This window comes from Streptomyces tendae, assembly GCF_014650435.1.
GTDB classification, from domain to species: domain Bacteria; phylum Actinomycetota; class Actinomycetes; order Streptomycetales; family Streptomycetaceae; genus Streptomyces; species Streptomyces tendae.
This window is the reverse complement of sequence record NZ_BMUY01000029.1, coordinates 12663-33497: the sequence shown is the minus strand read 5'-3', so window position 1 is coordinate 33497 and position 20835 is coordinate 12663. Positions and strand designations below refer to the sequence as shown.

Annotated in this window: 19 protein-coding genes; 12 read left to right on the top strand and 7 right to left on the bottom strand. The window is 72.0% G+C overall.

Annotation, left to right across the window (positions count from 1 at the left end; translation table 11 throughout):
* Window positions 1–100: 100 nt before the first annotated feature.
* From IE258_RS39345 to IE258_RS39335, 3 genes are all read right to left on the bottom strand, one after another.
* Window positions 101–787, bottom strand: a complete 687-nt coding sequence (locus IE258_RS39345) for a hemerythrin domain-containing protein (RefSeq protein ID WP_189750597.1) — start codon at window positions 785–787, stop codon at window positions 101–103.
* A 110-nt stretch (window positions 788–897) separates the two neighbouring features.
* The gene (locus IE258_RS39340; RefSeq protein WP_189750596.1) at window positions 898–1626 is read right to left on the bottom strand and encodes a hypothetical protein; all 729 of its coding nucleotides are present in this window, start codon (window positions 1624–1626) and stop codon (window positions 898–900) included.
* A complete protein-coding gene (locus IE258_RS39335) occupies window positions 1610–2149 on the bottom strand; it encodes a SigE family RNA polymerase sigma factor (RefSeq protein ID WP_189750595.1) in 540 nt (179 codons plus the stop codon). The genes IE258_RS39340 and IE258_RS39335 overlap by 17 nt, the downstream gene beginning before the upstream one ends.
* 219 nt (window positions 2150–2368) lie before the next feature.
* Here IE258_RS39335 and IE258_RS39330 point away from each other — a divergent pair, with 219 nt between their 5' ends.
* From IE258_RS39330 to IE258_RS39300, 7 genes are all read left to right on the top strand, one after another.
* The gene (locus tag IE258_RS39330; RefSeq protein ID WP_189750594.1) at window positions 2369–3301 is read left to right on the top strand and encodes a hypothetical protein; all 933 of its coding nucleotides are present in this window, start codon (window positions 2369–2371) and stop codon (window positions 3299–3301) included.
* A complete protein-coding gene (locus IE258_RS39325; protein WP_189750593.1) occupies window positions 3298–4812 on the top strand; it encodes a peptidoglycan-binding protein in 1515 nt (504 codons plus the stop codon). Before IE258_RS39330 ends, IE258_RS39325 begins: the two co-directional genes overlap by 4 nt.
* Window positions 4809–5552: an ABC transporter ATP-binding protein gene (locus IE258_RS39320; RefSeq protein ID WP_189750592.1), complete on the top strand. Its 744-nt coding sequence runs from the start codon at window positions 4809–4811 to the stop codon at window positions 5550–5552. Before IE258_RS39325 ends, IE258_RS39320 begins: the two co-directional genes overlap by 4 nt.
* Window positions 5549–6856 carry an ABC transporter permease gene (locus IE258_RS39315; protein ID WP_189750591.1) on the top strand — a complete coding sequence of 436 codons (1308 nt, stop codon included), beginning with the start codon at window positions 5549–5551 and terminating at the stop codon, window positions 6854–6856. Before IE258_RS39320 ends, IE258_RS39315 begins: the two co-directional genes overlap by 4 nt.
* Window positions 6857–7213: 357 nt before the next feature.
* A complete protein-coding gene (locus IE258_RS39310; protein WP_189750590.1) occupies window positions 7214–7981 on the top strand; it encodes an SDR family NAD(P)-dependent oxidoreductase in 768 nt (255 codons plus the stop codon).
* Window positions 7982–8050: 69 nt separating this feature from the next.
* The gene (locus tag IE258_RS39305) at window positions 8051–8635 is read left to right on the top strand and encodes a TetR/AcrR family transcriptional regulator (protein WP_189750589.1); all 585 of its coding nucleotides are present in this window, start codon (window positions 8051–8053) and stop codon (window positions 8633–8635) included.
* A gap of 89 nt (window positions 8636–8724) precedes the next feature.
* Window positions 8725–10245 (top strand): GMC family oxidoreductase, encoded by a 1521-nt coding sequence (locus tag IE258_RS39300; RefSeq protein WP_189750588.1) that lies wholly within the window; start codon window positions 8725–8727, stop codon window positions 10243–10245.
* A 150-nt stretch (window positions 10246–10395) separates the two neighbouring features.
* On the opposite strand, the gene IE258_RS39295 is transcribed toward IE258_RS39300, so the two are convergent.
* Together IE258_RS39295 and IE258_RS39290 are read right to left on the bottom strand one after the other, a co-directional pair.
* Window positions 10396–11316, bottom strand: coding sequence for a TIGR03619 family F420-dependent LLM class oxidoreductase (locus tag IE258_RS39295; protein ID WP_189750587.1), 921 nt, complete (start codon window positions 11314–11316; stop codon window positions 10396–10398).
* Between the two features lie 78 nt (window positions 11317–11394).
* Complete coding sequence (locus IE258_RS39290) at window positions 11395–12018, bottom strand: HAD-IA family hydrolase (RefSeq protein WP_189750586.1); 624 nt, start codon at window positions 12016–12018, stop codon at window positions 11395–11397.
* A 246-nt stretch (window positions 12019–12264) separates the two neighbouring features.
* On the opposite strand from IE258_RS39290, the gene IE258_RS39285 reads away from it, so the two are divergent.
* The 5 genes from IE258_RS39285 (at window position 12265) to IE258_RS39265 (ending at window position 17153) form a co-directional block, all read left to right on the top strand.
* Window positions 12265–12690, top strand: a complete 426-nt coding sequence (locus IE258_RS39285) for an Ohr family peroxiredoxin (protein WP_189750585.1) — start codon at window positions 12265–12267, stop codon at window positions 12688–12690.
* A 160-nt stretch (window positions 12691–12850) separates the two neighbouring features.
* Window positions 12851–13822 carry an NAD(P)-dependent oxidoreductase gene (locus IE258_RS39280; RefSeq protein WP_189750584.1) on the top strand — a complete coding sequence of 324 codons (972 nt, stop codon included), beginning with the start codon at window positions 12851–12853 and terminating at the stop codon, window positions 13820–13822.
* On the top strand, window positions 13806–14786 hold the full coding sequence (locus tag IE258_RS39275; RefSeq protein WP_229892729.1) for a hypothetical protein: 981 nt from the start codon (window positions 13806–13808) through the stop codon (window positions 14784–14786). The genes IE258_RS39280 and IE258_RS39275 overlap by 17 nt, the downstream gene beginning before the upstream one ends.
* A 5-nt stretch (window positions 14787–14791) precedes the next feature.
* Window positions 14792–15637 (top strand): prephenate dehydratase, encoded by an 846-nt coding sequence (locus IE258_RS39270; protein ID WP_189750583.1) that lies wholly within the window; start codon window positions 14792–14794, stop codon window positions 15635–15637.
* A gap of 748 nt (window positions 15638–16385) precedes the next feature.
* On the top strand, window positions 16386–17153 hold the full coding sequence (locus tag IE258_RS39265; protein ID WP_189750582.1) for an alpha/beta fold hydrolase: 768 nt from the start codon (window positions 16386–16388) through the stop codon (window positions 17151–17153).
* Here IE258_RS39265 and IE258_RS39260 read toward each other — a convergent pair.
* On the bottom strand, window positions 17129–18403 hold the full coding sequence (locus IE258_RS39260; RefSeq protein WP_189750581.1) for an SGNH/GDSL hydrolase family protein: 1275 nt from the start codon (window positions 18401–18403) through the stop codon (window positions 17129–17131). The genes IE258_RS39265 and IE258_RS39260 overlap by 25 nt on opposite strands.
* A complete protein-coding gene (locus IE258_RS39255; RefSeq protein ID WP_229892728.1) occupies window positions 18400–20766 on the bottom strand; it encodes a glycosyl hydrolase family 95 catalytic domain-containing protein in 2367 nt (788 codons plus the stop codon). The genes IE258_RS39260 and IE258_RS39255 overlap by 4 nt, the downstream gene beginning before the upstream one ends.
* Window positions 20767–20835 lie beyond the last annotated feature (69 nt).

Sequence of the window (20835 nt, the reverse complement as noted above, 5' to 3'; positions counted from 1 at the left end):
GCGGATCAACGTGCTGTTCGCGATGCTCCGCGACGGCACCTTCTACGAACCCAGAACCCCACGCCTCGCTTGACGAAAGACATAGAGGCACCCCCCCGTCTCAGCCGTGCACGTCGAGCGCCCTCAGGGTCCGGCGGAAGCTCCTCGTCAGCGGCGCCCTGGCCCAGCGCACCCACGGCGGGAATCGGACGAAGATCCGGTCCCGGCCGGGCAAGGGCTCGGGGTGCTCCAGGAAGCCGAGAACCAGGTGCGGCTCGCTCAGGGGCACCCCGGCGGCAACCGCCTTGCGCAACCGGGCGGTGTCTGTTTCCGGAACGGCCGGGAACAGCGTCTTCAGCACCGCCTCCTCGGCCGCGAGATGGCCGCCGAGGAGGCCCAGGATCCGGTGGGACGCCCGGGTGCCCTGCTTCATCGCCAGGCCCCAGCTCAACGACCCGCCGGCCTCGCGCTCCTTGGCGATCTCACCGACGGCCCTCGTCAGGGCGTCGAGTTCCTCGACCAGCGTCTCGTGCTCCTCGCTCAGCAGGTCGAGACGGGCCACGGCACGGTGCGGACTCTCCCGCAGCAGGGGCCACAGAGACGTCTCCTGGCGCACATGGTAGTGCCCGACCTCGATCAGCCACCGCGCGGCGAGGACCAAGGTTCTCATCTCGACGGCCGCACCGGCCGCCAGCCTGGTGAAGGAGGCGGCGACGGCCTCGGCTCCCCTGGCCATCACGCCGTGACCGGCGAGGACCTCGTCGATCAGACGGGTGCCTTCGCCGGACGACGTCTCGGTGGCGGACATCGGCAGAACCTTTCTCTGTCTGGCTCGGACCGGTTCACGGCCAGGTCACACATGCTAAGTAACTCACACGTGTCAAGCGGGCGAGCCGTGTTCACCCCCGCGAGCCGCGGTCATTGCCCGGTGTGCGGGAACATGTCATCCAGGACCTTCTCGGCGAGCGCGGCCGTCGCCTCCGAGGGCTCCTTAAGGCACACGGACACCTGCACATCGAAGGTCCCTCCACCGGCGGGGTGGACCGTCTCCCAGCCGATGCTCTCCCGGTCGGCCTGCGTTCCCGCGCAGGTCTTCAGCGGCGGGACCACGGACTGTCCGAGCGGTTTCGCCCCGCGCCCGTCGTGCCGTCCGGCGCCGTAGCGGAAGACGAGGAACGCGGACCCCGCCTCGAGTCCGTCCAGGGGCAGGCAGCCGTGCAGAGCCGCGGCCGGAATCCGGTAGCAGCCCTCGGGCACCGGTGGGTGCAGCGGCTGCGAGGCCAGGAACCCGACGAAGCCGCCGTCCGCGTCCTTGACGGTCAGGCTGTGCCATCCCTGGGGCACCTGGGCCCATACCGGCCGGGACGGGTCCAGCAGTTGCGCGACGGCAGTGCCGGATGGAGGCGCCGCGGGCTCCGCAGGTGTGCTCCCGTGCAGCTGCCCCGGTCCCACGGTGACCGCGACCGCGACGGCGGCCACCGAGACCACCGCACCGGCCGCCGTGCACCGCCGTCGGCGTCGGCGCACCCGCATCGCGATGCGCTCCATCCGGTCGGCCGGCGCCGCGGGCGAGGGCACCGTCTCTTCCAGGAGACGGCGCACCGCGCGCGCCGTCTCGCACGACGGTTCCTCAGACGTGCCACGCATAGCCGTCGCTCCCCTCCTTGGTGCCGGGTTCCGCCGTCATCAGTGTCGAGCGGAGTGAGTTCAGTGCCTTGGACGCCTGGCTCTTGACGGTGCCCGGTCGGCAGCCCAGCGTGTGGGCCGTCTCCTCCACGCTCAGTCCCTCGAAGTACCTCAGGACCACCACGGCCCGCTGCCGCGGCGGGAGTCCGCGCACAACCAGGGCCAGCGACCGCTCCAGGTCGACGGCGGCAAACGGGTCGGCGGACGTGGCCTCCTCGGGCAGCCGGTCGTGCGGTATCTCGCCCCGCCAGCGCCGCTGCCACCACGAGGCGTGGGTGTTGACCAGCGCCTTGCGGATGTAGGCCTCCGGGTTCTGCTCGCAGATCCGCCGCCACTTGGGCCAGACCTTGGCCAGCACCGTCTGCAGGAGGTCCTCCGCGAGGTGGGTGTCTCCGGTCAGCAGCCAGGCGACCCGGAGCAGCCTCGGCCCGCGCGCCGCCACGAACGCCTCGAAGTCCCCCTCGCGGTCCGTCCCGGCCGTCATGCCTGTGTCCCTGGCGCAGTTCTCACATGTACTAGCACCGGTCGGCGCCTGCCTTCGGTTGCCTGGGACGGCGGAGTTCCTGACCGCCGCGCCTCGAAGCGTGACGCGGGACACATATGTGTGCCGCCGGGCAACCCGTCGGCGGTCCCGCCGGGTTGGTCGCGTCGGCTGGGTGGATCGCCCCGGCCGGACACACTTCGACCGACATGGGGGACCGACATGGCTCTCAACCTCAGGATCGCCGGCCTGTGGCCGGCGATGACGGCGGCCGGACTGCTGGCGCTCTCCGGGTGCTCGCAGGGCGGCGGCGACGTGGCCGCACCCGCGGCCTCCGGCGGCGGCAAGCCGTCCCCGACGGCCTCCGCGGGCGGCGAACTGACCATCCCGTCCGACGTCGACGAGGAGACCAAGAAGCAGTACGTGCAGGAGAACGCCATGGCGGCGTGCATGCGCGCCAAGGGCTTCACCTACACGCCGCACGTGGTCACGTACGACGACGCACTCAGTCCGGTCGACGGCGAGGACTACGACGCGGCGAAGAAGTACCGGGAGAAATACGGGTTCGGTCTCTATGCGGGGGCCGTCTACCGGGACGACCCGAACGTGTTCGGCAGCGCCGCGAGCAACAAAGTGCACGAGGACAACCCGGACTCCGCCTACCTCGACAGTCTCACACCGGCCCAGAAGGCGGCATACGAGAAGGCTCGGGGCGAGAAGCTCAGAAACGGCAAGCACGAATTGGGGCCGGGATGTCTGAGGGATGCCCGGGAGAAGGCGTACGGTCCCGAGAAGTCCCAGGCGGAGGTCGAACGGGAGACCGCCGAGGAGAGTCAGCGCGCCCTCGCCGCCCAGCAGGCGCTCAACGGTGATCCGCAGCTCGTCTCCCTGGCGCAGGAGTTCGCCGGCTGCCTGACCAAGGCGGGCATCCCCGTCACCACCACCCAGCCGACCTCCATCGGCGACATGGTGAAGTTCCAGGTCGGCGACACGACCCCGGTGGACGGCATCCTGAGCCTCGACGAGGACGAGGCGCTCGCCAGGCTGACGCACGAGATCGGCCTCGCCAAGAAGGACCTGGAGTGCGGCAAGAAGTTCCGGGCCGCCTACTTCCCCAAGCACGCCAAGCACCCGTTCGAGAGCGTCACCGGATGATCCGGCGTTTTCTGCACGACCCCGAACGCCGCAGTCGGCAGGTCGCCCTGATCGTCGGCGTCGTCGTCCTCGTCGGCGGTGGCGGCTGGTTCGCCGGCAGCCGCATGCAGTCGCCCGCCGACGCGGCCGCCGGACACCGGCCGCCGGATGCCGGACCGGTCACCGTCGCCGTGCAGCGTCGGCATCTGACCGCGTCCGTGGTGACGCAGGGCAGTGTGGAGTTCGGCGCGGCGCGGACCGTCGCGCTCTCCGGTCCCGTCGGTGCCTCCGGCGGATCCGGGGGCCAGGCCGTCGCCCAGTTGGTCACCAACCTCCCGAAGGCGGGCGCGAAGCTGACCGAGGGCAGCGTTCTGATGCAGGTCAGCGGTCGCCCGGTGTTCGTGCTGCGTGGGACGGTCCCGATGTACCGCACGCTCGGTCCCGGCATCTCGGGGGACGACGTCCGACAGTTGCAGAGCGCGCTGCGCCGGCTCGGGCATGATCCGGGCGGCGTCGGCGGACACTACGGCCAGGGCACCGCGGCGGCGGTGACCCAGTGGTACCGGAGCAAGGGCTTCGAGCCCCAGGCTCCCGGCGCCGACGACGAGAAGCAGCTCGGCGATCTGCAACAGGCCGTGACGGACGCCCAGCTCGCGCTCCTCCAAGCGCAGAGCGGCGACGGCGGTGCGTCCGGCGGCCCGGGCCCGGACGCCGGGGGCGGGAGCGGGAGCGGCACCGGGGACAAGAGCCTCGGGGACAAGGACGGCGGCACCGGAGGCAAGGACGAGGAGGCCGCGCCGGAGCCGCCCGCCTCGGGTGCCGCGCACGCCCTGGAGCTGAAGTCCGCCCAGGATCGGCTGGACCAGGCAAACAAGGCGCTCAGCGCGTTCACCTCGGGGTACGGCACGAAGCTGCCGGCGGGCGAGGTCGTGTTCCTGCCGGACCTTCCGGCCCGTGTCGACAAGGCCAAGGTGCACCTCGGGGACACCCCGGACGGTCCGGTCGCCACGGTGACCAGCTCGGACGTCGAGGTACGGGCCGTCGTAGCGGCGTCGGACAGCGAGCAGGTGCGTGAGGGCATGCCGGTGCGGATCGACACGGCGGACGGCAAGCAGGTGACGGGCGTCGTGACGAAGGTCGGAGGTGCCGCCGCGAAGCCCGGCGACGGAAGGAAGGCCAACGGCGCGGACGGTGGCATCGGCGCGGACGAGGAGGGCGGCACCGGTTCCGGTGCCCCCTCCGCGCCGGTGCCCGTCATCGTCTCGGTCCCGCACCCCGGAGCGCTGAAGAACCAGGCGGGCAGCGCGGTCACGGTCACCATCGGTGTGAGTTCCTCCAAGGGCTCTGTCCTGGTAGTGCCCGTCGCGGCTGTGCACACCGCGTCGGACGGCGAGGCACGGGTGCGGGTGACGCGCGACGGCAAGGTCGTCGACGTGCCGGTCGAGGCGGGGCTCTCCGCCGCCGGACAGGTCGAGGTGAGCGCACGGGGCGACGCGCTGCGCGAGGGCGATCAGGTGGTGGTCGGGCAGTGAGGAGGAAGCAGCCGACACCGCCCCCGGCGGGCCCCGGCCCGGCGCCGGATCCGGACACCGTGATCCGGCTCAGCTCCCTCAATCGGGTCTTCGCCTCCGATCCGCCGGTGCACGCCCTGCGGGACGTCGACCTGACGGTCCGACGCGGGGAGCACCTGTCGATCATCGGCCCCTCCGGGTCGGGCAAGTCCACGCTGCTCAACACCCTCGGCCTGCTCGACCGGCCGACCTCGGGCAGCTACTGGCTCGACGGGGTGCTCACCAACACTCTCGGAGACTTGGAGCGCACGGCGCTGCGCGGCAGCCGTATCGGCTTCGTGTTCCAGTCCTTCCATCTGCTGCCCTACCGGACCGTGGACGAGAACGTGATGCTCGCCGAGGTCTACCGGGCCCCCCGCCCGGGGCGCGAGCGCGCGACCCGGGCCGAGCGGGCCCGCCAGGCCCTGGCCCGGGTGGGTCTCGGCCACCGCTTCGGGTTCCTGCCCGGACGGCTGTCCGGCGGCGAACGGCAGCGGGTGGCCATCGCTCGCGCCCTGATGGGCGATCCCGCCCTGCTGCTGTGCGACGAACCCACCGGGAACCTCGACAGCGAGAACACCGAGTCGGTGCTCGCACTCTTCGACCGGTTGCGGTCCCAGGGCATGACGCTGCTCGTGATCACGCACGACGACGCCGTGAGCGCGTGTGCGAGCCGGCGGGTACGCATCCACGACGGCCGGCTCAGTCAGGAGTGCGCATGACGGTCCGCACCCACGGTACCTCCCCGTCCCGCCCGGCCGGCGGGCAGAGGCCGCGCGCCCCGCGGCACGGCGGCCGGCGGGGCCGGGGGGACCGTCCGTGGACGGATCCGCGGGACCTGTGGTCGGAGTCGCTGGCGGGCGTACTCGCCCGCCCGGTGCGCTCCGTGCTCACCACCCTCGGCACGGTGCTGGGCATCGGCACCCTGGTCATCACGATCGGTGTCGCCTCGACGGCGGCCAACCAGATCGTCGGCCGCTTCGACGCGCTCACCGCCACCTCGGTGTCCGTGGTGGCCCCCACCCCGCCGCCGGGCTCGCTCGACCCCCCACTGGTGCGGTGGACGGACGTGGAGGCGGTGCGACGCCTCGCGGGGGTCGAGTCCGCCGCCGCGCTCTCCGACTCCCAGAACACCTCCAACGTCCAGGTCAAGGCCAACGACGTGGTCGCACCCGGCACGGTGAACGGCCAGACCCTGGCCGTCGTCGCGGCGGACCCGGCACTGCCCACCGCGGTCCGCGGCACCGTGACCACGGGCCGCTTCTTCGACACCGGCGACATCGGGCGGCACGAACGGGTGGCCGTCCTGGGCTACCAGGCGGCCCGGCTGCTCGGCATCGCCGACGTACGGGACGCCCCCGCCGTCTTCTTCAACGGCCAGTCCTTCACCGTGGTCGGTATCCTCGGCGGTTTCAGGCGCGAGCAGCGGCTGTCCGCGTCGGTGATCCTGCCGCCGACCACCGCGGCGGACCGGATGGGCCTCAAGCAAGTGACTCGGGTACTGGTCAACACCTCTCTCGGGGCGGCGGCCCAGGTCGCACGGCAGGCACCGATCGCGCTGGCGCCAGGCCACGAGGAACGTCTCACCGTTCTCGCCCCGCCGGACCTGTCCAGGGCGAGGAAGGGGGTGGAGGGCGACGTTAACGGCCTGTTCCTGGTGCTCGGACTGGTCTCGCTGGTCGTGGGCACCATCGGCATCGCCAACGTCACCCTGGTCACGGTGATGGAACGCGTCGGCGAGATCGGGCTGCGGCGCGCCCTCGGCGCCTCGCGGCGTCAGGTGGCCGCCCAGTTCCTCGCGGAGTCCACCACCATCGGGCTCCTGGGCGGGGTCGTGGGCGCCACCCTCGGGGTGGTGGTCGTCGTCTCAGTGGCCGGTGTGAAGCAGTGGACTCCCGTCCTCGACCTGCGACTCGCACTGGGCGCCCCGGTGACCGGCGCGCTCGTCGGGCTACTGGCCGGCCTCTACCCGTCGCTGCGGGCCGCGCGGATGGAACCCGTGGACGCCCTGCGAGCACCGTCCTGACCAGCACCGGAACGGTGCGTACGTCATCGGCCGGTGCTTCAGTAACGGATCCCAGTCGGGTGACGGATGCCACGGCACCGGTGGCCTCCGTACGTTGAATGCATCGGACCCGGAAGGCATCGGCACTGCAAACGCCCCGAGCTCGTGGGAAGACGGGCGGTACACGGCCCTGGAGGGCCAATCCAAGGGGTAGACCAGAAAAGGCCGCTTCCAGCCGTACGAATTTCCGCCGGATGTCAGCACTCCACTCAGGTGTTCACATGTATCTGACCGTGACAACCTGCGACGAACTGCTCGGTACCCGCTCTGCTACCGTGACCACTCCTCCCACCCCCCTCCTTCGTCCGAAGGTTGGCCATGTCATCGCACCCGCTCGGCGGTCCGCCAAACACACGTGTCGCGCTCGTCACCGTGGCCGACGCCGGGCTCGGACGTGCCGTCGCGCGGCTCCTGGCCGAAGCGGGAGTGACGGTGTTCGCCGGTGCCCGCAGCGACGCGGCCGGCCGGGCCACGGAGCGCGAACTGCGCGCCTCGGGGCTGGACGTCCGTCACATACGCCTCGACCTCGACGACGACACGACGGTGACCCGCGCCGCCGAGCTGATCGAACGCGGCGGTGGACGCCTGGACGCCCTGGTCAACATGGTGGGGCTCACCACGTCCCTCGGGGCGGCCGACGGTTCGGAGCGGGAGCTGCGGGCCGTGTTCGAGACCAACCTCCTCGACGCGCTCCACCTCATGACCGTGACCGGCGCGATGTTTCCACTGCTGCGCCGTTCCGGCGGGCGCGTCGTCAACGTCGCCAGCGCCTTCGAGGCACCTGCACGGACCGAGGCCGCGGCGCCCCGTAACGCCGTCGAGGCGCTCACTCTCCAGTACGCCCTCATGGGGCGCCCGGACGGCGTCCTGGTGAACGCCGTCTGCGTGGAGGCGAACGTTCCCACATGGGACGGCTTAGAGGAGGACGGTGTGCTGCGCCGGGCCGCCGCACTCCCCGTACGGCTCGCCCTGGCCAAGGACCCCAAGCTCACCGCCACGTCCACCGGCCCCGACGGCGTGTGCACGCAACTGTCGGCCGACGGGCCGGGCGACGCGCACGGCACCGGCACGATCCGCGTCCTCTGACAAACGCCGTGGGCGCGAGTGTGACCGGTCCGGCAGCGAGACACACATCCATCCGATCGGAGTCCACCGATGACGCATCCTGTTCGCCGCCCGATGCGGTGCGACGCGGAGATGAACCGCGCGCGCATCCTCGCGGTCGCGCGCCAGGCCCTCGCCCAGGACCCGGACCTGGCGCTCAAGCCCCTCGCCAAGCTGGCCGAAGTCGGTTCTGGCACGGTGTACCGGCACTTCCCCACCCGCGAGGTGCTGCTGCTGGCCGTGTACCAGAGCGAGGTGGAGGCACTGCTCGACACCGCGGCCCTGCTGGGCCGGCACGATCCTGCGGCGGCGCTGCGCCTATGGCTTGAGCGGCTAGCCGCCCACGGCCGGACCGGCAGCGCCGCGTCCCAGGCGATGCGGGTCGCCCTCCAGTCGCAGGGCCCGTACTCCGCACGCGCCCGCGCGGCCGTGGACGAACTGCTGGCCGCGGCCAGGAAGGCGGGCCGGTTGCGCGCCGACATCACGTCCGGCGAGGTCCTCCTTCTCATGTCGTACGTGTGGAACACCGGCGGCGAGCCCGGTCACGAGCCCGTCGGCAGCCGGGTCCTGGACGTCGTCATGGACGGATTGTGCGCGGGTCCCGCCCCGGCTCTCGTCTGCCGGAAACATACGTGATCCAGCGGTATCAATTTTTACGTATCACTGATCGGACCAGTGATACGCTCAAACATGAACCATCGATCCAGGCTCAGGGACGGGAAGTCATGAACACTCAGGGTTCTGCCTATGACGTGGTCCTCGTCGGAGGGGGCACGGCCGGCTGCATCCTCGCGGCCCGGCTGTCCGAGGACCCGCGGGTCCGCGTGCTGCTCCTGGAGGCGGGCTCCGCGATGTCCGGCCTGCCGGACGCCGTGGCACTGCCGCCGGCCTGGCCTTCGCTGGCGGCGACGACCGCAGGCTGGGGCGACCGGACCGTCGTCCAGCGCGCTTCCGGCGGGCCCGTCCCCATGCCCCGCGGACGGGGCCTCGGCGGTTCGTCGGCCATCAACGCCATGGTGTTCGCCCGCGGCCACCGCTCCGGCTATGACAGCTGGGGCGACCACGGCGCCAAGGGCTGGACCTTCGACGATCTGCTGCCCTACTTCCAGCGCAGCGAGACCGCCCTCAGCGGCGCCCCCGGCCGCGGCACGGAGGGCCCGCTGGTCGTCGGCCCGGCCACCGCGCCCAACGACGTTCTGCTCGCCTGCCTCGACGGCGCGGTGGAATCCGGGCACCGCAGGGCCCTCGACATAAGCGGGGGTCTGGAGGAGGGCTTCGCCCCGGTCGACCTCAACATCGTCGCCGGCCGCCGGCAGAGCGCGGCGGACGCCTACCTCGCCCCCGCCCTGAACCGGTCCAACCTGCATGTCGTCACGGACGCAGTCGCGCACCGGCTGCTCTTCGAGGGCGAGCGGTGCACCGGCGTCGAGTACGGCGCCAGCGGTGCCACACACACCGCGACGGGGGCCGAAGTGGTCCTGACCGCGGGCACCATCGGCTCCGCGCATCTGCTGCTACGCTCCGGCGTCGGTCCGGCGAAGGATCTCGAGCGGGCCCACGTGGAAGTCGTCCACGCGCTGCCCGGCGTGGGGCGGAATCTGCACGACCATCCCCGCGCCAACCTCGTCTACCGTGCGCAGCGGCAGGTGCCCGCGGCGCGCAACAACCACGGGGAGATCCTGGGCCTGCTGCGCAGCACCCCCGAGGCGGACGGGCCGGACCTCCAGATCATCTTCATCGACATCCCGCTCCCCAACCCGGTCGCCCCGGTGACGAACGGCTTCACCATCGGTGTCTCGCCGATGCGGCCGCTCAGTCGCGGCACGCTCCGGATCACCTCGGCCGATCCCCACGCCGCTCCCCTGATTGACCCCGCCTACTTCACCGCGGAGCAGGACGTTCGCACGGTCTTCGCCGGCATCACGGCGGCCCGCCGGATCGCCTGGTCCTCCGCGCTCGCCGGCTGGGGAATAGAGGAGGTCAGTCCGGGTCTAGACGCCGTCGACGAGCCGTCGATCAGCGACTATGCCCGGAAGCACTTCGGCTCCTACTGCCACCCCGTCGGCACCTGCGCCCTGGGTGAGGACGAGGTGTCCGTCGTCGACTCACACCTTCGCGTACGCGGACTCGACGGCCTGCGCATAGCCGACGCGTCGGTGATCCCCGCGATCCCGTCCAACAACACCAACGCCACGGTCTGCGCGATCGCCGAGCGCGCTGCCGACCTGCTGCTGCGCCGCTCCTGACCGCACGGCTGTGGCAACAGCCGGTAACGGCCTGACCTATTACACCGTAATAGGTCAGGCAGACCCCGCGTCACGGACGTGGACGGCCGTCCCCCGCGCGGCGAGTGGGCACGCGGGGCGCCAAGCCCTCAAGCGCTCTTTGCCCCGCCGTCAGCCCTCGCGAACACCGGCGAGGAAGCGTCCTGCCAGGTCCACAGCCTCGTCGAGAGTGACAGTGTGCTGGCCGAAGTCCACGAACAGCTCGTGCACACCTGCCTCGGCCGCGGCCCGCGCGTAGTCGACGTACTGCTCCAACGTTCCTCGCCGCGGCACGTCCTCAGCACCGGTCCTGGTGTCGGTCAGTTCGGCATTGACACGCAGCGCGATCCGCAGGGCGGCGGGGTCGCGCCCGGCCTCCTCGGCCGCGCCGAGGATGGTGGACCACATCTCCAGGAGACGCGGCAGGGGCATGGCCACGGGCAGCCAGCCGTCGAGCCGTCGTCCGATCCGGCGCAGCCCCCGGGGGCCGAACGCGGCCAGCAGGACCGGAGGTCCCGGGCGCTGGTGCGGCTTGAGGCCGACCCTGGTCTCGGGGACGCTGAACAGTGGTCCGTCGTGAGCGTAGAGGCCGTCGGCCGTCCAGTAGCCGTCCAGGATGTCGAGCGTCTCCTCCAGCCGTGCGCCCCTCCCCTCCCACGGGACGCCTGCCCCGGTGTACTCCTCGGGCATCCAGCCGAAGCCGAGACCGACGTCGAGACGTCCCCGGGACAGCAGGTCGAGGGTGGTCAGTGACCGGGCGAGCAGGAGCGGCGGCTGCCACAGGCCGTTGAGGGTGCTGGTGCCCAGCCGGACCCTGCCGGTGTGCGCCGCGGCGAACGACAGGGACACCAGGGGGTCCAGGTGGTTCTCGTAGACCCGCGGCATCACGCCGTCGCCGCTCGGGTAGGGCACGCTCGGGGTCGCCGGGGCCAGTACGCGGTCCCCGCTCCACAGGGAGTCGTATCCCAGGTCCTCGGCGGTTCGGCTGATCTTGATGATGCCTTCCGGCCCGGCGTCCGGACCGAAGGTCGGCAGGGCCATACCCAGTCGCATGTGTGTACTTCCTGTGCGGGGGCGACACCTGAGCCGCGCACACCGCGGGTCCGCCCACCGGATCGATGGTCGACGCAACTATAGGGACAGGGGCACACCCAGCAGGGTCTCCAGCTCGGCGACCGTCTTCGCCGGGTCCTCGGCGTGGACGACGGCGAATCCCAGCGCCGCCGCGGCCGGCAGGTGGTGCGCGGTGTCGTCGACGAACACACACTCCCGCGCGGACAGGCCGAGCCTTCCGAGCACGAGCCGGAAGATCTCCGGGTCGGGTTTGCGCATCCCGACCTCCCCGGACAGCACGACGGCGTCGTAGCGCCGCTCCACCTCGTAGCCGCCGTAGAGGTTCCACGGGTGCAGTCCGACGGAGTTGGAGAGGATGCCGACCCGGACACCGGCCCGCCGGGCCGCCGCGGCGGCGGCGATCACAGACGTCTCGGGGCGCAGGTCGGCGAAGATGCGGCCCATGAGGTCTTCGGACGGGATGCCGAGGCTGTGGCCGGCCGCCGTGTTCCACTGGGACTGGGTGATGGCGCCACGTTCCAGCTCCCGGGTCAGCCGGATGCCCTCGGGGTGCAGGTAGAGGCCGGTGAGCAGGGTCCCCTCGGGCAGTCCCTCACGTTGCTCGAAAGCGAGTGCGGAGGCGATCAGGGGGGTGGTGAGTACGCCACCGAAGTCGAGGACGAGGCCCTTGCGGTTGGTCATGCTTCACACCTTAAGTCGGCCTCCCTTGCGGAGTGGGCGCAGGTAGGTGTGACATGTTCGCATCTCTGCAAGTGTTTCCCAAGTTCACACATTTCTCTCGTCACCTGCTTGACGGGTGACGAGCGAGGGTGTCATGATGACATCACCGCCTCAACAAGTGACGAAGGACCGAGGGTTTCCGCCCCGCACACGTCGCGTCCGGGGCGCCCACCTCACCAGCCCCACCCACACCGGGAGAGAACCGCCATGGCAGTCACCTACACCGCCGCCGTCAACGTCGACGGAGAAGGCCGCAACGGCGGCCACGTCCGCTCCGCGGACGGTCTGCTCGACACCAGCCTCTCCCTGCCCAAGGAGCTCGGCGGCGCCGGCACCGCCACCAACCCCGAGCAGCTCCTCGCCGCCGGCTGGGCCGCCTGCTTCCTCGGCGCCCTGCGCCGCGCGGCCACCACCCGCAAGATCCGGCTCACCAGCACCACCATCGTCGCCGAGGTCACCCTCACCCACGGCGACGACGGCGAGTTCAGCCTCTCCGCCATCCTCAGCCCCACCCTCGGCGGCGTCGACCAAGCCACCGCCGCCGAACTCGCCCACGCCGCCCACCAGATCTGCCCGTACTCCAAGGCCACCCGCGACAACATCCCCGTCACCATCAACGCCACCGCCGCCTGACCGGGCGCGACGACCGGCACCCTGTGGCGGGCCTCACATGAACTCCGTCCTGCGGCCCGGACGTTCAGGTAGCGAGTGCGGCCAGATCTTCCGCGCGAGGACGGCGGTGCACCGACCGCCGCTCGTCCGCACCGCACGACCCGGAAGAAGCTGATGCACGATGAACGACGGCGCGACCGTGTGGCTCCCGTACCGCAGGGAGCAGATCCCCGGCCTGCCGGACGGGCTCTCCTACCGCTACTGGGACGGTGCCGGTCCCGCCCCCGGTGACCCGGGCGAGGTCACGTTCCTCGTCGGCCCTCCGGTGCCGGGCGCGGAACGCGTCCTTCGCCGGGTGCTGCCGCACATGGGCCGGCTGCGGGTCCTGCAACTCCTCAGCTCCGGATACGACCACATGGTGCCGCTGCTGGGCGCGATGCCGGCCGGCACCCGGCTGGCGACGGCCCGGGGAGTGCATCGCGAGGCCACCGCAGAGCTGGCCGTCACCCTGCTGCTGACCCTGTCGCGTGGGATCGACCGGTTCATCACCCGGCAGGCCGAGGCACGCTGGCGGCCCGAGGTCCGGTCCACCCTGTACGGCAAACGTGTCCTGGTGGTCGGCCACGGCGCCGTCGGCTCGGCCGTCGCCGCGCGGCTCGGCACGTTCGGCTGCGAGGTCGTGCCGGTGGCCCGCACCGGGCGCACCACCCCGGCGGGCCATGTGCACGGGGCCGCGGAGCTGCGCGGGCTGCTGCCGACAGCAGACGCCGTGGTGCTGTGCGCGCCGCTCACGGACCTCACGCGCGGCCTTTTCGGCGCGGACGCCCTGGCCCTGCTGAAGGACGGCGCCCTGCTCGTGAACGTGGCCCGCGGCGAACTGCTGGACACCCGTGCCGTCGTCCGCGAGGTGCGCGCCGGCCGGCTGCGGGTCGCACTCGATGTGACGGACCCGGAGCCGTTGCCCGACAGACATCCGCTCTGGCACCTTCCCGGCGCGCTGGTCACCCCGCACGTGGGCGCCTTCACCGACGCCTTCCCCCGGGTGACCACGGACTTCCTGCTGCGCCAGCTGAACCGTTACGCGCGGGGCGAGGAACTGGACAACGTCGTCGTGACGACGACGGGACACGAGGCCGGTGAGCAAGCTGCCTGAGAACACGACGACCGCCGCGCACGGCGACTACCTGAGGGTGGTCGGTCCTCACACCCGCCTGCCGCGGGTGCTCGACTTCTTCGAACTCGACGGGTACTCCGATCCGTCGGCGGCCTGGCAGGCCTTCACCCGTACCTGGAACTGGGCCGCGCCGCTCGCCACGGCCGTTCCCGCCGAGGGCCCGGGTGCGCGTCCCGCCGCCTGGCCCGAGCAGGGCGGTTTCGCACTGTCGGGGCAGTGGCACCTGCCGCCGGGCGCCGACGCGGGACCGTGGCTGGTCCTGCCGCTCACCGGTACCCGGCGGCTGGCCGGGAGGCACGGGGCGGACGACACTGCGGACCTCTTCGTGGTCGGGTCGCAGGTGCTGCTCCGGCAGCCGCGCGTGCCGCGTACCGGGCGGGACACGGGCGGGGCCGGTCCCACCCGCCGGCTGGACGGCCTCCGGGTGCCGGAGGGCTTCGCCACGCACTCGGCGGGCACACCGCTGGGGACGGACGACGCGGCCTTCGTCTGGACGGCCGTCGCGGGCCTGGCCTTCGGCGCGGCCCGACGCCTGACCGACGCCCTGGCCGGCCTCGCCCCGAGCAGCGCGCTCTCCGCCGCGGCGCGGACGCAGGGCGGGCCGCCCGTCACCGTGTCGCCCGCCGACGCGGCGGCCGAGCTGGCCGGCCTGCTGCGGGACGAGCGGCTGAGCCTGGCGGCGCGAGTGCACGGCGCACCACTCGCGGTCCGGGCCGACGCGCCCCGCGCCGCCGAGGCCCTGGCGGACCAGGTCCGCCGGACCTCCCGCCTCGTCCACCACGTGATCGCGGCGGCGTACGAACACGCCCTGCCCCTCACGGTGGACGGAGCCCGGGACCCCCTGGTCCGCTTGGTCGAGGAGAGTTCACCGATACTGCACTGCATGCGCTTCGCGGTGGAGCTTCTGCCGCCCCGCGGCCAGAGCTCCACAACGGAAGGCTGACATCGGTGACCACCGTCGCCTATCAGGGCGAACCAGGATCCAACTCGGCGACGGCGGCCCACGCCCTGTTCCCGGACGGCCGGGAGCTGCCCTGCACGGGCTTCGAGCAGGCGCTGGACGCCGTCGCGCTCGGCCACGCCGACGTCGCGGTCATCCCGACGGACAACTCCGCAGCCGGACGCGTCGCCGACGTGCACCATCTGCTGCCGGAGTCGGGGCTGTTCATCGTCGCCGAGTACTTCCTCGCCATCCGGTTCGACCTGGTGGGGGTCCCCGGCGCGTCCCTGCAGCAGGTGGAGTGCGTACGCAGCCATGTGCACGCCCTGGGGCAGTGCCGCAAGGTGCTGCGGGAGGGCGACTGGCGCACCCTGATCAGCGACGACACCGCGGGCGCCGCTCGTGAGGTGGCGGAGCTGGGCGACCCACGGCACGCGGCGCTCGCCCCGCCGGCCGCGGCGGAGCTCTACGGGCTCCAGGTGCTGCGCCCCAAGGTGGAGGACGACCCGGACAACACCACGCGCTTCGTCGTCCTCTCCCGGGACCCGCAGCTCGCGCCGGACTCGGGCGTACCGATGATGACCAGCCTGTTCTTCTGCGTACGGAACATCCCCAGCGCGCTCTACAAGGCACTGGGCGGTTTCGCCAGCAGCGCCGTCAACCTCACCAAGATCGAGAGCTATCAGATGGGCGCCGGGCTGAACCCCAGCCGCTTCTACGTGGAGATCGAGGGACACCCGGATGACCCCGGGGTCGCCCTCGCCCTGCAGGAGCTGCGCTTCTTCTCCTCCGAGGTGCGCGTTCTGGGCACCTACCAGGCGCACGCCCACCGGCTGCGGGGACGCGCGGGCTGAAAGTCCGAAGGACCTGGCACGGTGGAGAGAGAGCGGCCCCGCCCGGCCGGGGGTGCCTGGGGCGGGGCCGCGTCGGACCCGGTCTCCGCTGTACGGAGCCGGGTTCGGGGCGGTCCGAAGGCGGACAGTCCTCGGACCGCCGGGCTCACCGATCGTGATCGTTGCGGCCGTCGCGATCAGTGTGGACCGGCGAGGGGGATTCCCGCTGCCGTCGCCTTGGCGGCGGGAATCCCTTCACTACCACAACGCGACGGGCCGTCGGATGGTTCACATGTGTTTCCCGGCAACCTTCCCTGCCCGCAGGTGTGCCGGGGCGGGCTCAGAGGAAGCTCGCGGCGCCCGGTCCGTAGCCCGACGTCATTGCGGTCCAGGCCCCCACCCACAACTGCGCGGCCTCGGCCCCTCCCACGGGATCGGCGGCCGGAACGGCTGGCCGGGTCGGACTCGCGTCGAGGTCCGCCGACGGCCGACCGTTACGGGAGCGCTTTGGTGCCCGGACCTGGGAACGCATGATTCTTCCTCCCTTACATCGTCACCATTTGAATAGGTGACGCCATCATCATGACAGCCGCGTTCGTCACCCGTCAAGCCAGTGATGATGGGGGAGTCTGCAACACACACCTCTGGACACATGGTCGCATATCCCACACACGTGTGGGATATGCGTCGCTGGCGAAGTGCCACCCGGTGAACCCCGGCGGCGTCCGGTTCCGTTTCCGTGACAGAGGACCTACGAGAGGCTGTGGACATGCTTGCCTACGAGACTCGGGGCAGCGGCCCCGGTCTGCTGCTCCTGCACGGCACCAGCAGCACGGGGACGGGGAGCTGGGGGACGCTGCTCGACGCGCTGGCAGCCGGCCACACCGTGGTCGCGCCCGACCTCCCGGGATCGGGGACCAGCCCGCTGCCCGTGGGTCCACTGGACCTTGACACGGTCGCCGACCAGGTGGTGGAAGCCGCCCGGGAGGCGGGTCTCGAGGAGTTCGTGGTGGCCGGAGCTTCCCTCGGCGCGGCCCTCGCCGTCCGGGTGGCCGCCCGCCATGCGGGAGCCGTTCGTGGTCTGGCCACCGTCGTCGGTTTCGCCCGGCCCCGCACCACACTGCGGCTCAACCTGGAGATGTGGGCCTCGCTGTACGCCCGCGGCGACGAGAACCTGGGCACGTACCTGACCGCCCTGTCCTTCTCCGAGCCCTACCTTGCCGCCCTGCCGCCTCAGGCCGTCCAGCAGGTCGTCGCCGGATTCGGCGGGGACGCCGCCGCTCCCGGGACCGCCCAGCAGATCGCCCTGACGCTCTCCGTCGACGTGCGCGGGGACCTGTCCCGGATCGCGGTGCCCACGCTGGTCGTGGCCTCCACGGAGGACCGGTTCGTGGCCCCCGAGCACTCCGTGGAACTCGCCGACCGCATCGACGGCGCACGCCTGGTCACGGTCCCGGGCGGTCACGCTGCCGTCTTCGAGGACCCGGGCCCGACCCGGGACGCGCTGTTGGACTACCTCGGCGGTCTGCCCCGCTGAGCGCAGTCCAGGGCGGTGAGGTCCACCGCGTCGGCCAGCGCCCGCATGCCCTTGTCGTTGGGGTGCAGGTGGTCGCCGTTGTCGAAGAACGGCAGGACGCGCTCGGGGTCGTAGGGGCTGCGCAGGATGTGGTCGAAGTCGGTCACGGCGTCGAACTCGCCGCTGTTCCTTACGAAGTCGTTGACCTCGCGCCGGACGGACTCGGCCGCTGGGTCCCACTCCGGCCAGCCCTTGAACGGCCCCACCGTGGCACCGACCACGCACTTTCCCGCGGCGTGCGCGCGCCGGACGATCTCGCGGTATCCGGCGATCATGTCGGAGGCGGTGACTCCGGTGTGGGCCTTGATGTCGTTGACGCCCTCGAAGAGGAACACGGTCCGCAGGCCCGGCTGGGACAGGACGTCCCGGTCGAGCCGGGCCAGGGCGCTCTGCCCGGCGCCGTCGGCGAGCACCTTGTTGCCGGAGACGCCCTCGTTCGCCACGCCCTTGACGTCCGTGGCCGCCTGCTGGAGGCGGCGGGCGAGATGGTCGGGCCAGCGGCGGTTCAGGTCGGTACTGGACTGCCAGCCGTCCGTGATGGAGTCGCCGAGCACGGCCACGGCACCGGTCGACGCGTCGGTGCGGACCGAGACGGCGTCGAGGTAGAACCAGGAGCCGGTGGTGTCCGTCCAGTGGGAGGCGTCCTCGTCCGCGGTGTGGTCGCCCCGGGTCGTCCAGGACGTCTGCATGGCCATCCCGTGGCCGGTCGCCGGGCCGGCGGCGTCCTCGCTGTGGAGGCTGACGACCAGTTGGGTCCCGGCGGGCAGGGTGCCGGGCAGCGCGTCGCTGAGCACGGTCTCGCCGACCGCCACGGTGACGGTGCCCGCTCCGTCGAAGGTCAGCCGCCGGTTGCTGCCGGGCCGCAGGGCGGCGCCGCTCGCCTGGATTCCGGCGTAGACGCTGTCGAGGGTCAGCGGCCGGTCGCCGAAGGCGTTGGAGAGCCGGATCCGCGGCAGGCTCCCGCCGACGCTGGTGTGCACGACCATCCGGTAGCCCCGGTCGGCCACGCCGTCCCCGAGGCGGTCGGCGCTCGCCGCCCAGGTGACCACGTCGTGCCGGCCGCCGACGGCCGCGTCGGGCGAGGAGACGGACGCGGGCACGGACGCTGACGCGGCGAGGGCGGGCGCCGCCTGGACGGGCCCGGTCAGGAGCAGCACGGCCGCCAGCAGTACGGCGGCCCGGCCGGCGGCGGACGCGGGATGGGCCCTCATCGGGTGAACCCCTTCAGGGTGACGGACTCGCCCGGCTTCAGGCGCACCGTGCGCGCGTCCCCACCGAAGGCCACGATCGTGGTGCGGCCCGCGACGCTGCGGATCCGGGCCGAGGCCGGCTTTCCGTCCTTCCAGCGAAGGTCGACGACGAATCCGCCGCGCGCGGCCAGGCCCGTGACGGCGCCCGAGGCGGCCCAGGCGTCCGGCAGGGCGGGGAGCAGTTCGAGGTGTCCGGGACGTGAGTACAGGAGCATCTCGCTGATCGCGGCGGGCGTACCGAAGTTGGCGTCGATCTGGAAGATGCCCCGGCCCTTGTCCACCTCGTAGATGTCGAAGAGGTTGAAGGCGGTGCCGTTGCCGCCGCCGCTGGAGGGGCGCAGGTTGTTGACGATCGCCTGGTAGGCGTTGTCGGCGTTCTTCAGCCTGGCCCAGCACAGGGCCCGCCAGGCGTTCGCCCAGCCGAAGCTCTCCATGCCGCGGGCGGTGAGCAGGGCGGTGGCGCCCTCGACGACGTCCTTCGGGGTGGAGCCGTCGGGCCGGATGCGGTCCCCGGGGAAGAGTCCCACGAGCGGCGAGAGGTGGCGGTGGGTGGTCTCGCCGAGGTTGTCGGGCGACATCCACTCCTCGAGCCAGCCGGTGGTCGGGCTGACCCCGGGCAGGTGGAGCCTCTCGCGCAGGGCGGCGACGGTCTCGCCGTGGCCGGTGTCCTTGTCCAGTTCGGCACAGGCGGTGGCGTAGTTCCCGAAGAGCGCCCACACCAGTTCCTGGGCGTAGGTGATGCCCTTGGCGTCGAGCGGGCCGTGCTCGGGGGACCAGTCGCTGTCAGCGATGAGCACCTCCTTCGACGTGCCCGGGAGGGTGGTGGTGAGGAGCCGTGCCTGCCAGAACTCGCAGGCGCCCTTCAGCAGGGGGTGGATGCGCTCCAGGTGGGAGCGGGAGAGCGTGTACTCGTAGTGCTCGAAGAGGGTGTTGCACAGCCAGGCGTTGCCGGCCGGATGCCACCACCAGCCGCCCCCGCCGTGCGGGTTGGTGGAGATGGCGACGGTCCAGCCGGCGTTTTCGCCGGTGGAGTTGCGGTAGCGGTTGCGGGGGTCGTTGAACAGCCGGCGGGTGAGGTCCGTCCAGGACGGGAGCTGGGCGAGGCAGTAGTCGGTGAGGGCGTCGAAGCAGGGTTCCAGGCCGGTCCGGTCGGCCATCCAGTAGTTCATCTGGAGGTTGATGTCGGTGTGGTAGTCGCCCATCCAGTCGGGGTCATTGCCGTCGAGCCACAGCCCCTGAAGCCCCATCGGAAGGCTGCCGCGTGAGCCCGAGATCATCAGGTAGCGGCCGAACCCGAGGTAGGCGGCCTCCAGTTCGGGGTCGGGGTCGCCGCTTCGGTGGCGCAGGTTGACGCGCTCCCAGGTGTCCAGGACGCGCTGCTCGTCGGTGGATTGGCCCAGGTCAAGGCCGAACCGGTCGTACAGGGCGCGGTGGTCGGCGACGTGGGTGCGCAGCAGTGTGTCCGCCGGGTGGGCGGCGGCCCGGCGGACCTTGGTCCGGGCGAGGCTCACCGGGTCCAGGGACGGGTCGCGGTATCCGGCGGCGGCGTCGGGGGCGTAGTTGGTGCCGCCGGCGACCACGACGGTGAGGTCGGCGCAGTGGGAGAAGTCGACGCGGGTGCCGTGCACGCTCACCGGGCCGCCGGTGCCGTACGCGGTGACGGCCGCCCCGTAGCGCAGGCCGCCCGGGAAGGAGCCGCCGAAGGACACCGCCGCGTCCTCGCCGTGGGTGCCCTCCAGGGTGACCGTGCCGGTGTAGTGCCCTCCCCCACTCTGGGTGAAGTGCAGGACGATCACGTCGTCGGGACGGCTGGCGAAGATCTCCCGCCGGTAGGTGATCCCGGAGCGGGTGTAGGAGGCGGTGGCGACGCCACGGGCGAGGTCGAGGGTGCGGCGGTAGCCGGAGACGGCGCCCAGGTCGTGGTCGGCGAGGTCGACCGTGAGGCGGGCGAGCAGGGTGAACGAGCCGAAGTCGTCGCGGCCGTAGGGGAACTGGCCGTCGGCCTCCAGTGTGTCGTTGAGTCCGCCGGTCCACATCGTGGCGTCGGTGACCAGGAGCAGTTCGCGTCCGGGGTCGTTGCTCGCGAGGGCGCCGAGACGGCCGTTGCCGACGGGCAGGCCCTGTTCGATCATCGAGTGCGCGTCGGCCGGGGCCTGCCACCACAGCACGTGCCGCGCGTCGGTGGCCCGGGGTGGGCCGGTGGGACGCCGGGGGGCGGCCGTGGCGGTGAAGGCGGGCAGACCGGCGAGGGCCGCGGCGGTGCCGGCGGTCGCGGCCAGGGAGAGGAGGGTTCTTCGGCTGGGTTCGGGCGAGCGGGTGGTCACGGCGACTCCTGGGCTCGGGGGGAGAGGCCCGGCGGGCCCCGCAGGGGGCTGACGGGGTCCGCCGGGGGC

Bases quoted from the DNA above. Each gene is read 5' to 3' on its own strand.
- IE258_RS39345 (WP_189750597.1), bottom strand. From the start codon at position 787: ATGTCCGCCACCGAGACGTCGTCCGGCGAAGGCACCCGTCTGATCGAC.
- IE258_RS39340 (WP_189750596.1), bottom strand. From the start codon at position 1,626: ATGCGTGGCACGTCTGAGGAACCGTCGTGCGAGACGGCGCGCGCGGTG.
- IE258_RS39335 (WP_189750595.1), bottom strand. From the start codon at position 2,149: ATGACGGCCGGGACGGACCGCGAGGGGGACTTCGAGGCGTTCGTGGCG.
- IE258_RS39330 (WP_189750594.1), top strand. From the start codon at position 2,369: ATGGCTCTCAACCTCAGGATCGCCGGCCTGTGGCCGGCGATGACGGCG.
- IE258_RS39325 (WP_189750593.1), top strand. From the start codon at position 3,298: ATGATCCGGCGTTTTCTGCACGACCCCGAACGCCGCAGTCGGCAGGTC.
- IE258_RS39315 (WP_189750591.1), top strand. From the start codon at position 5,549: ATGACGGTCCGCACCCACGGTACCTCCCCGTCCCGCCCGGCCGGCGGG.
- IE258_RS39310 (WP_189750590.1), top strand. From the start codon at position 7,214: ATGTCATCGCACCCGCTCGGCGGTCCGCCAAACACACGTGTCGCGCTC.
- IE258_RS39305 (WP_189750589.1), top strand. From the start codon at position 8,051: ATGACGCATCCTGTTCGCCGCCCGATGCGGTGCGACGCGGAGATGAAC.
- IE258_RS39300 (WP_189750588.1), top strand. From the start codon at position 8,725: ATGAACACTCAGGGTTCTGCCTATGACGTGGTCCTCGTCGGAGGGGGC.
- IE258_RS39295 (WP_189750587.1), bottom strand. From the start codon at position 11,316: ATGCGACTGGGTATGGCCCTGCCGACCTTCGGTCCGGACGCCGGGCCG.
- IE258_RS39290 (WP_189750586.1), bottom strand. From the start codon at position 12,018: ATGACCAACCGCAAGGGCCTCGTCCTCGACTTCGGTGGCGTACTCACC.
- IE258_RS39285 (WP_189750585.1), top strand. From the start codon at position 12,265: ATGGCAGTCACCTACACCGCCGCCGTCAACGTCGACGGAGAAGGCCGC.
- IE258_RS39280 (WP_189750584.1), top strand. From the start codon at position 12,851: ATGAACGACGGCGCGACCGTGTGGCTCCCGTACCGCAGGGAGCAGATC.
- IE258_RS39265 (WP_189750582.1), top strand. From the start codon at position 16,386: ATGCTTGCCTACGAGACTCGGGGCAGCGGCCCCGGTCTGCTGCTCCTG.
- IE258_RS39260 (WP_189750581.1), bottom strand. From the start codon at position 18,403: ATGAGGGCCCATCCCGCGTCCGCCGCCGGCCGGGCCGCCGTACTGCTG.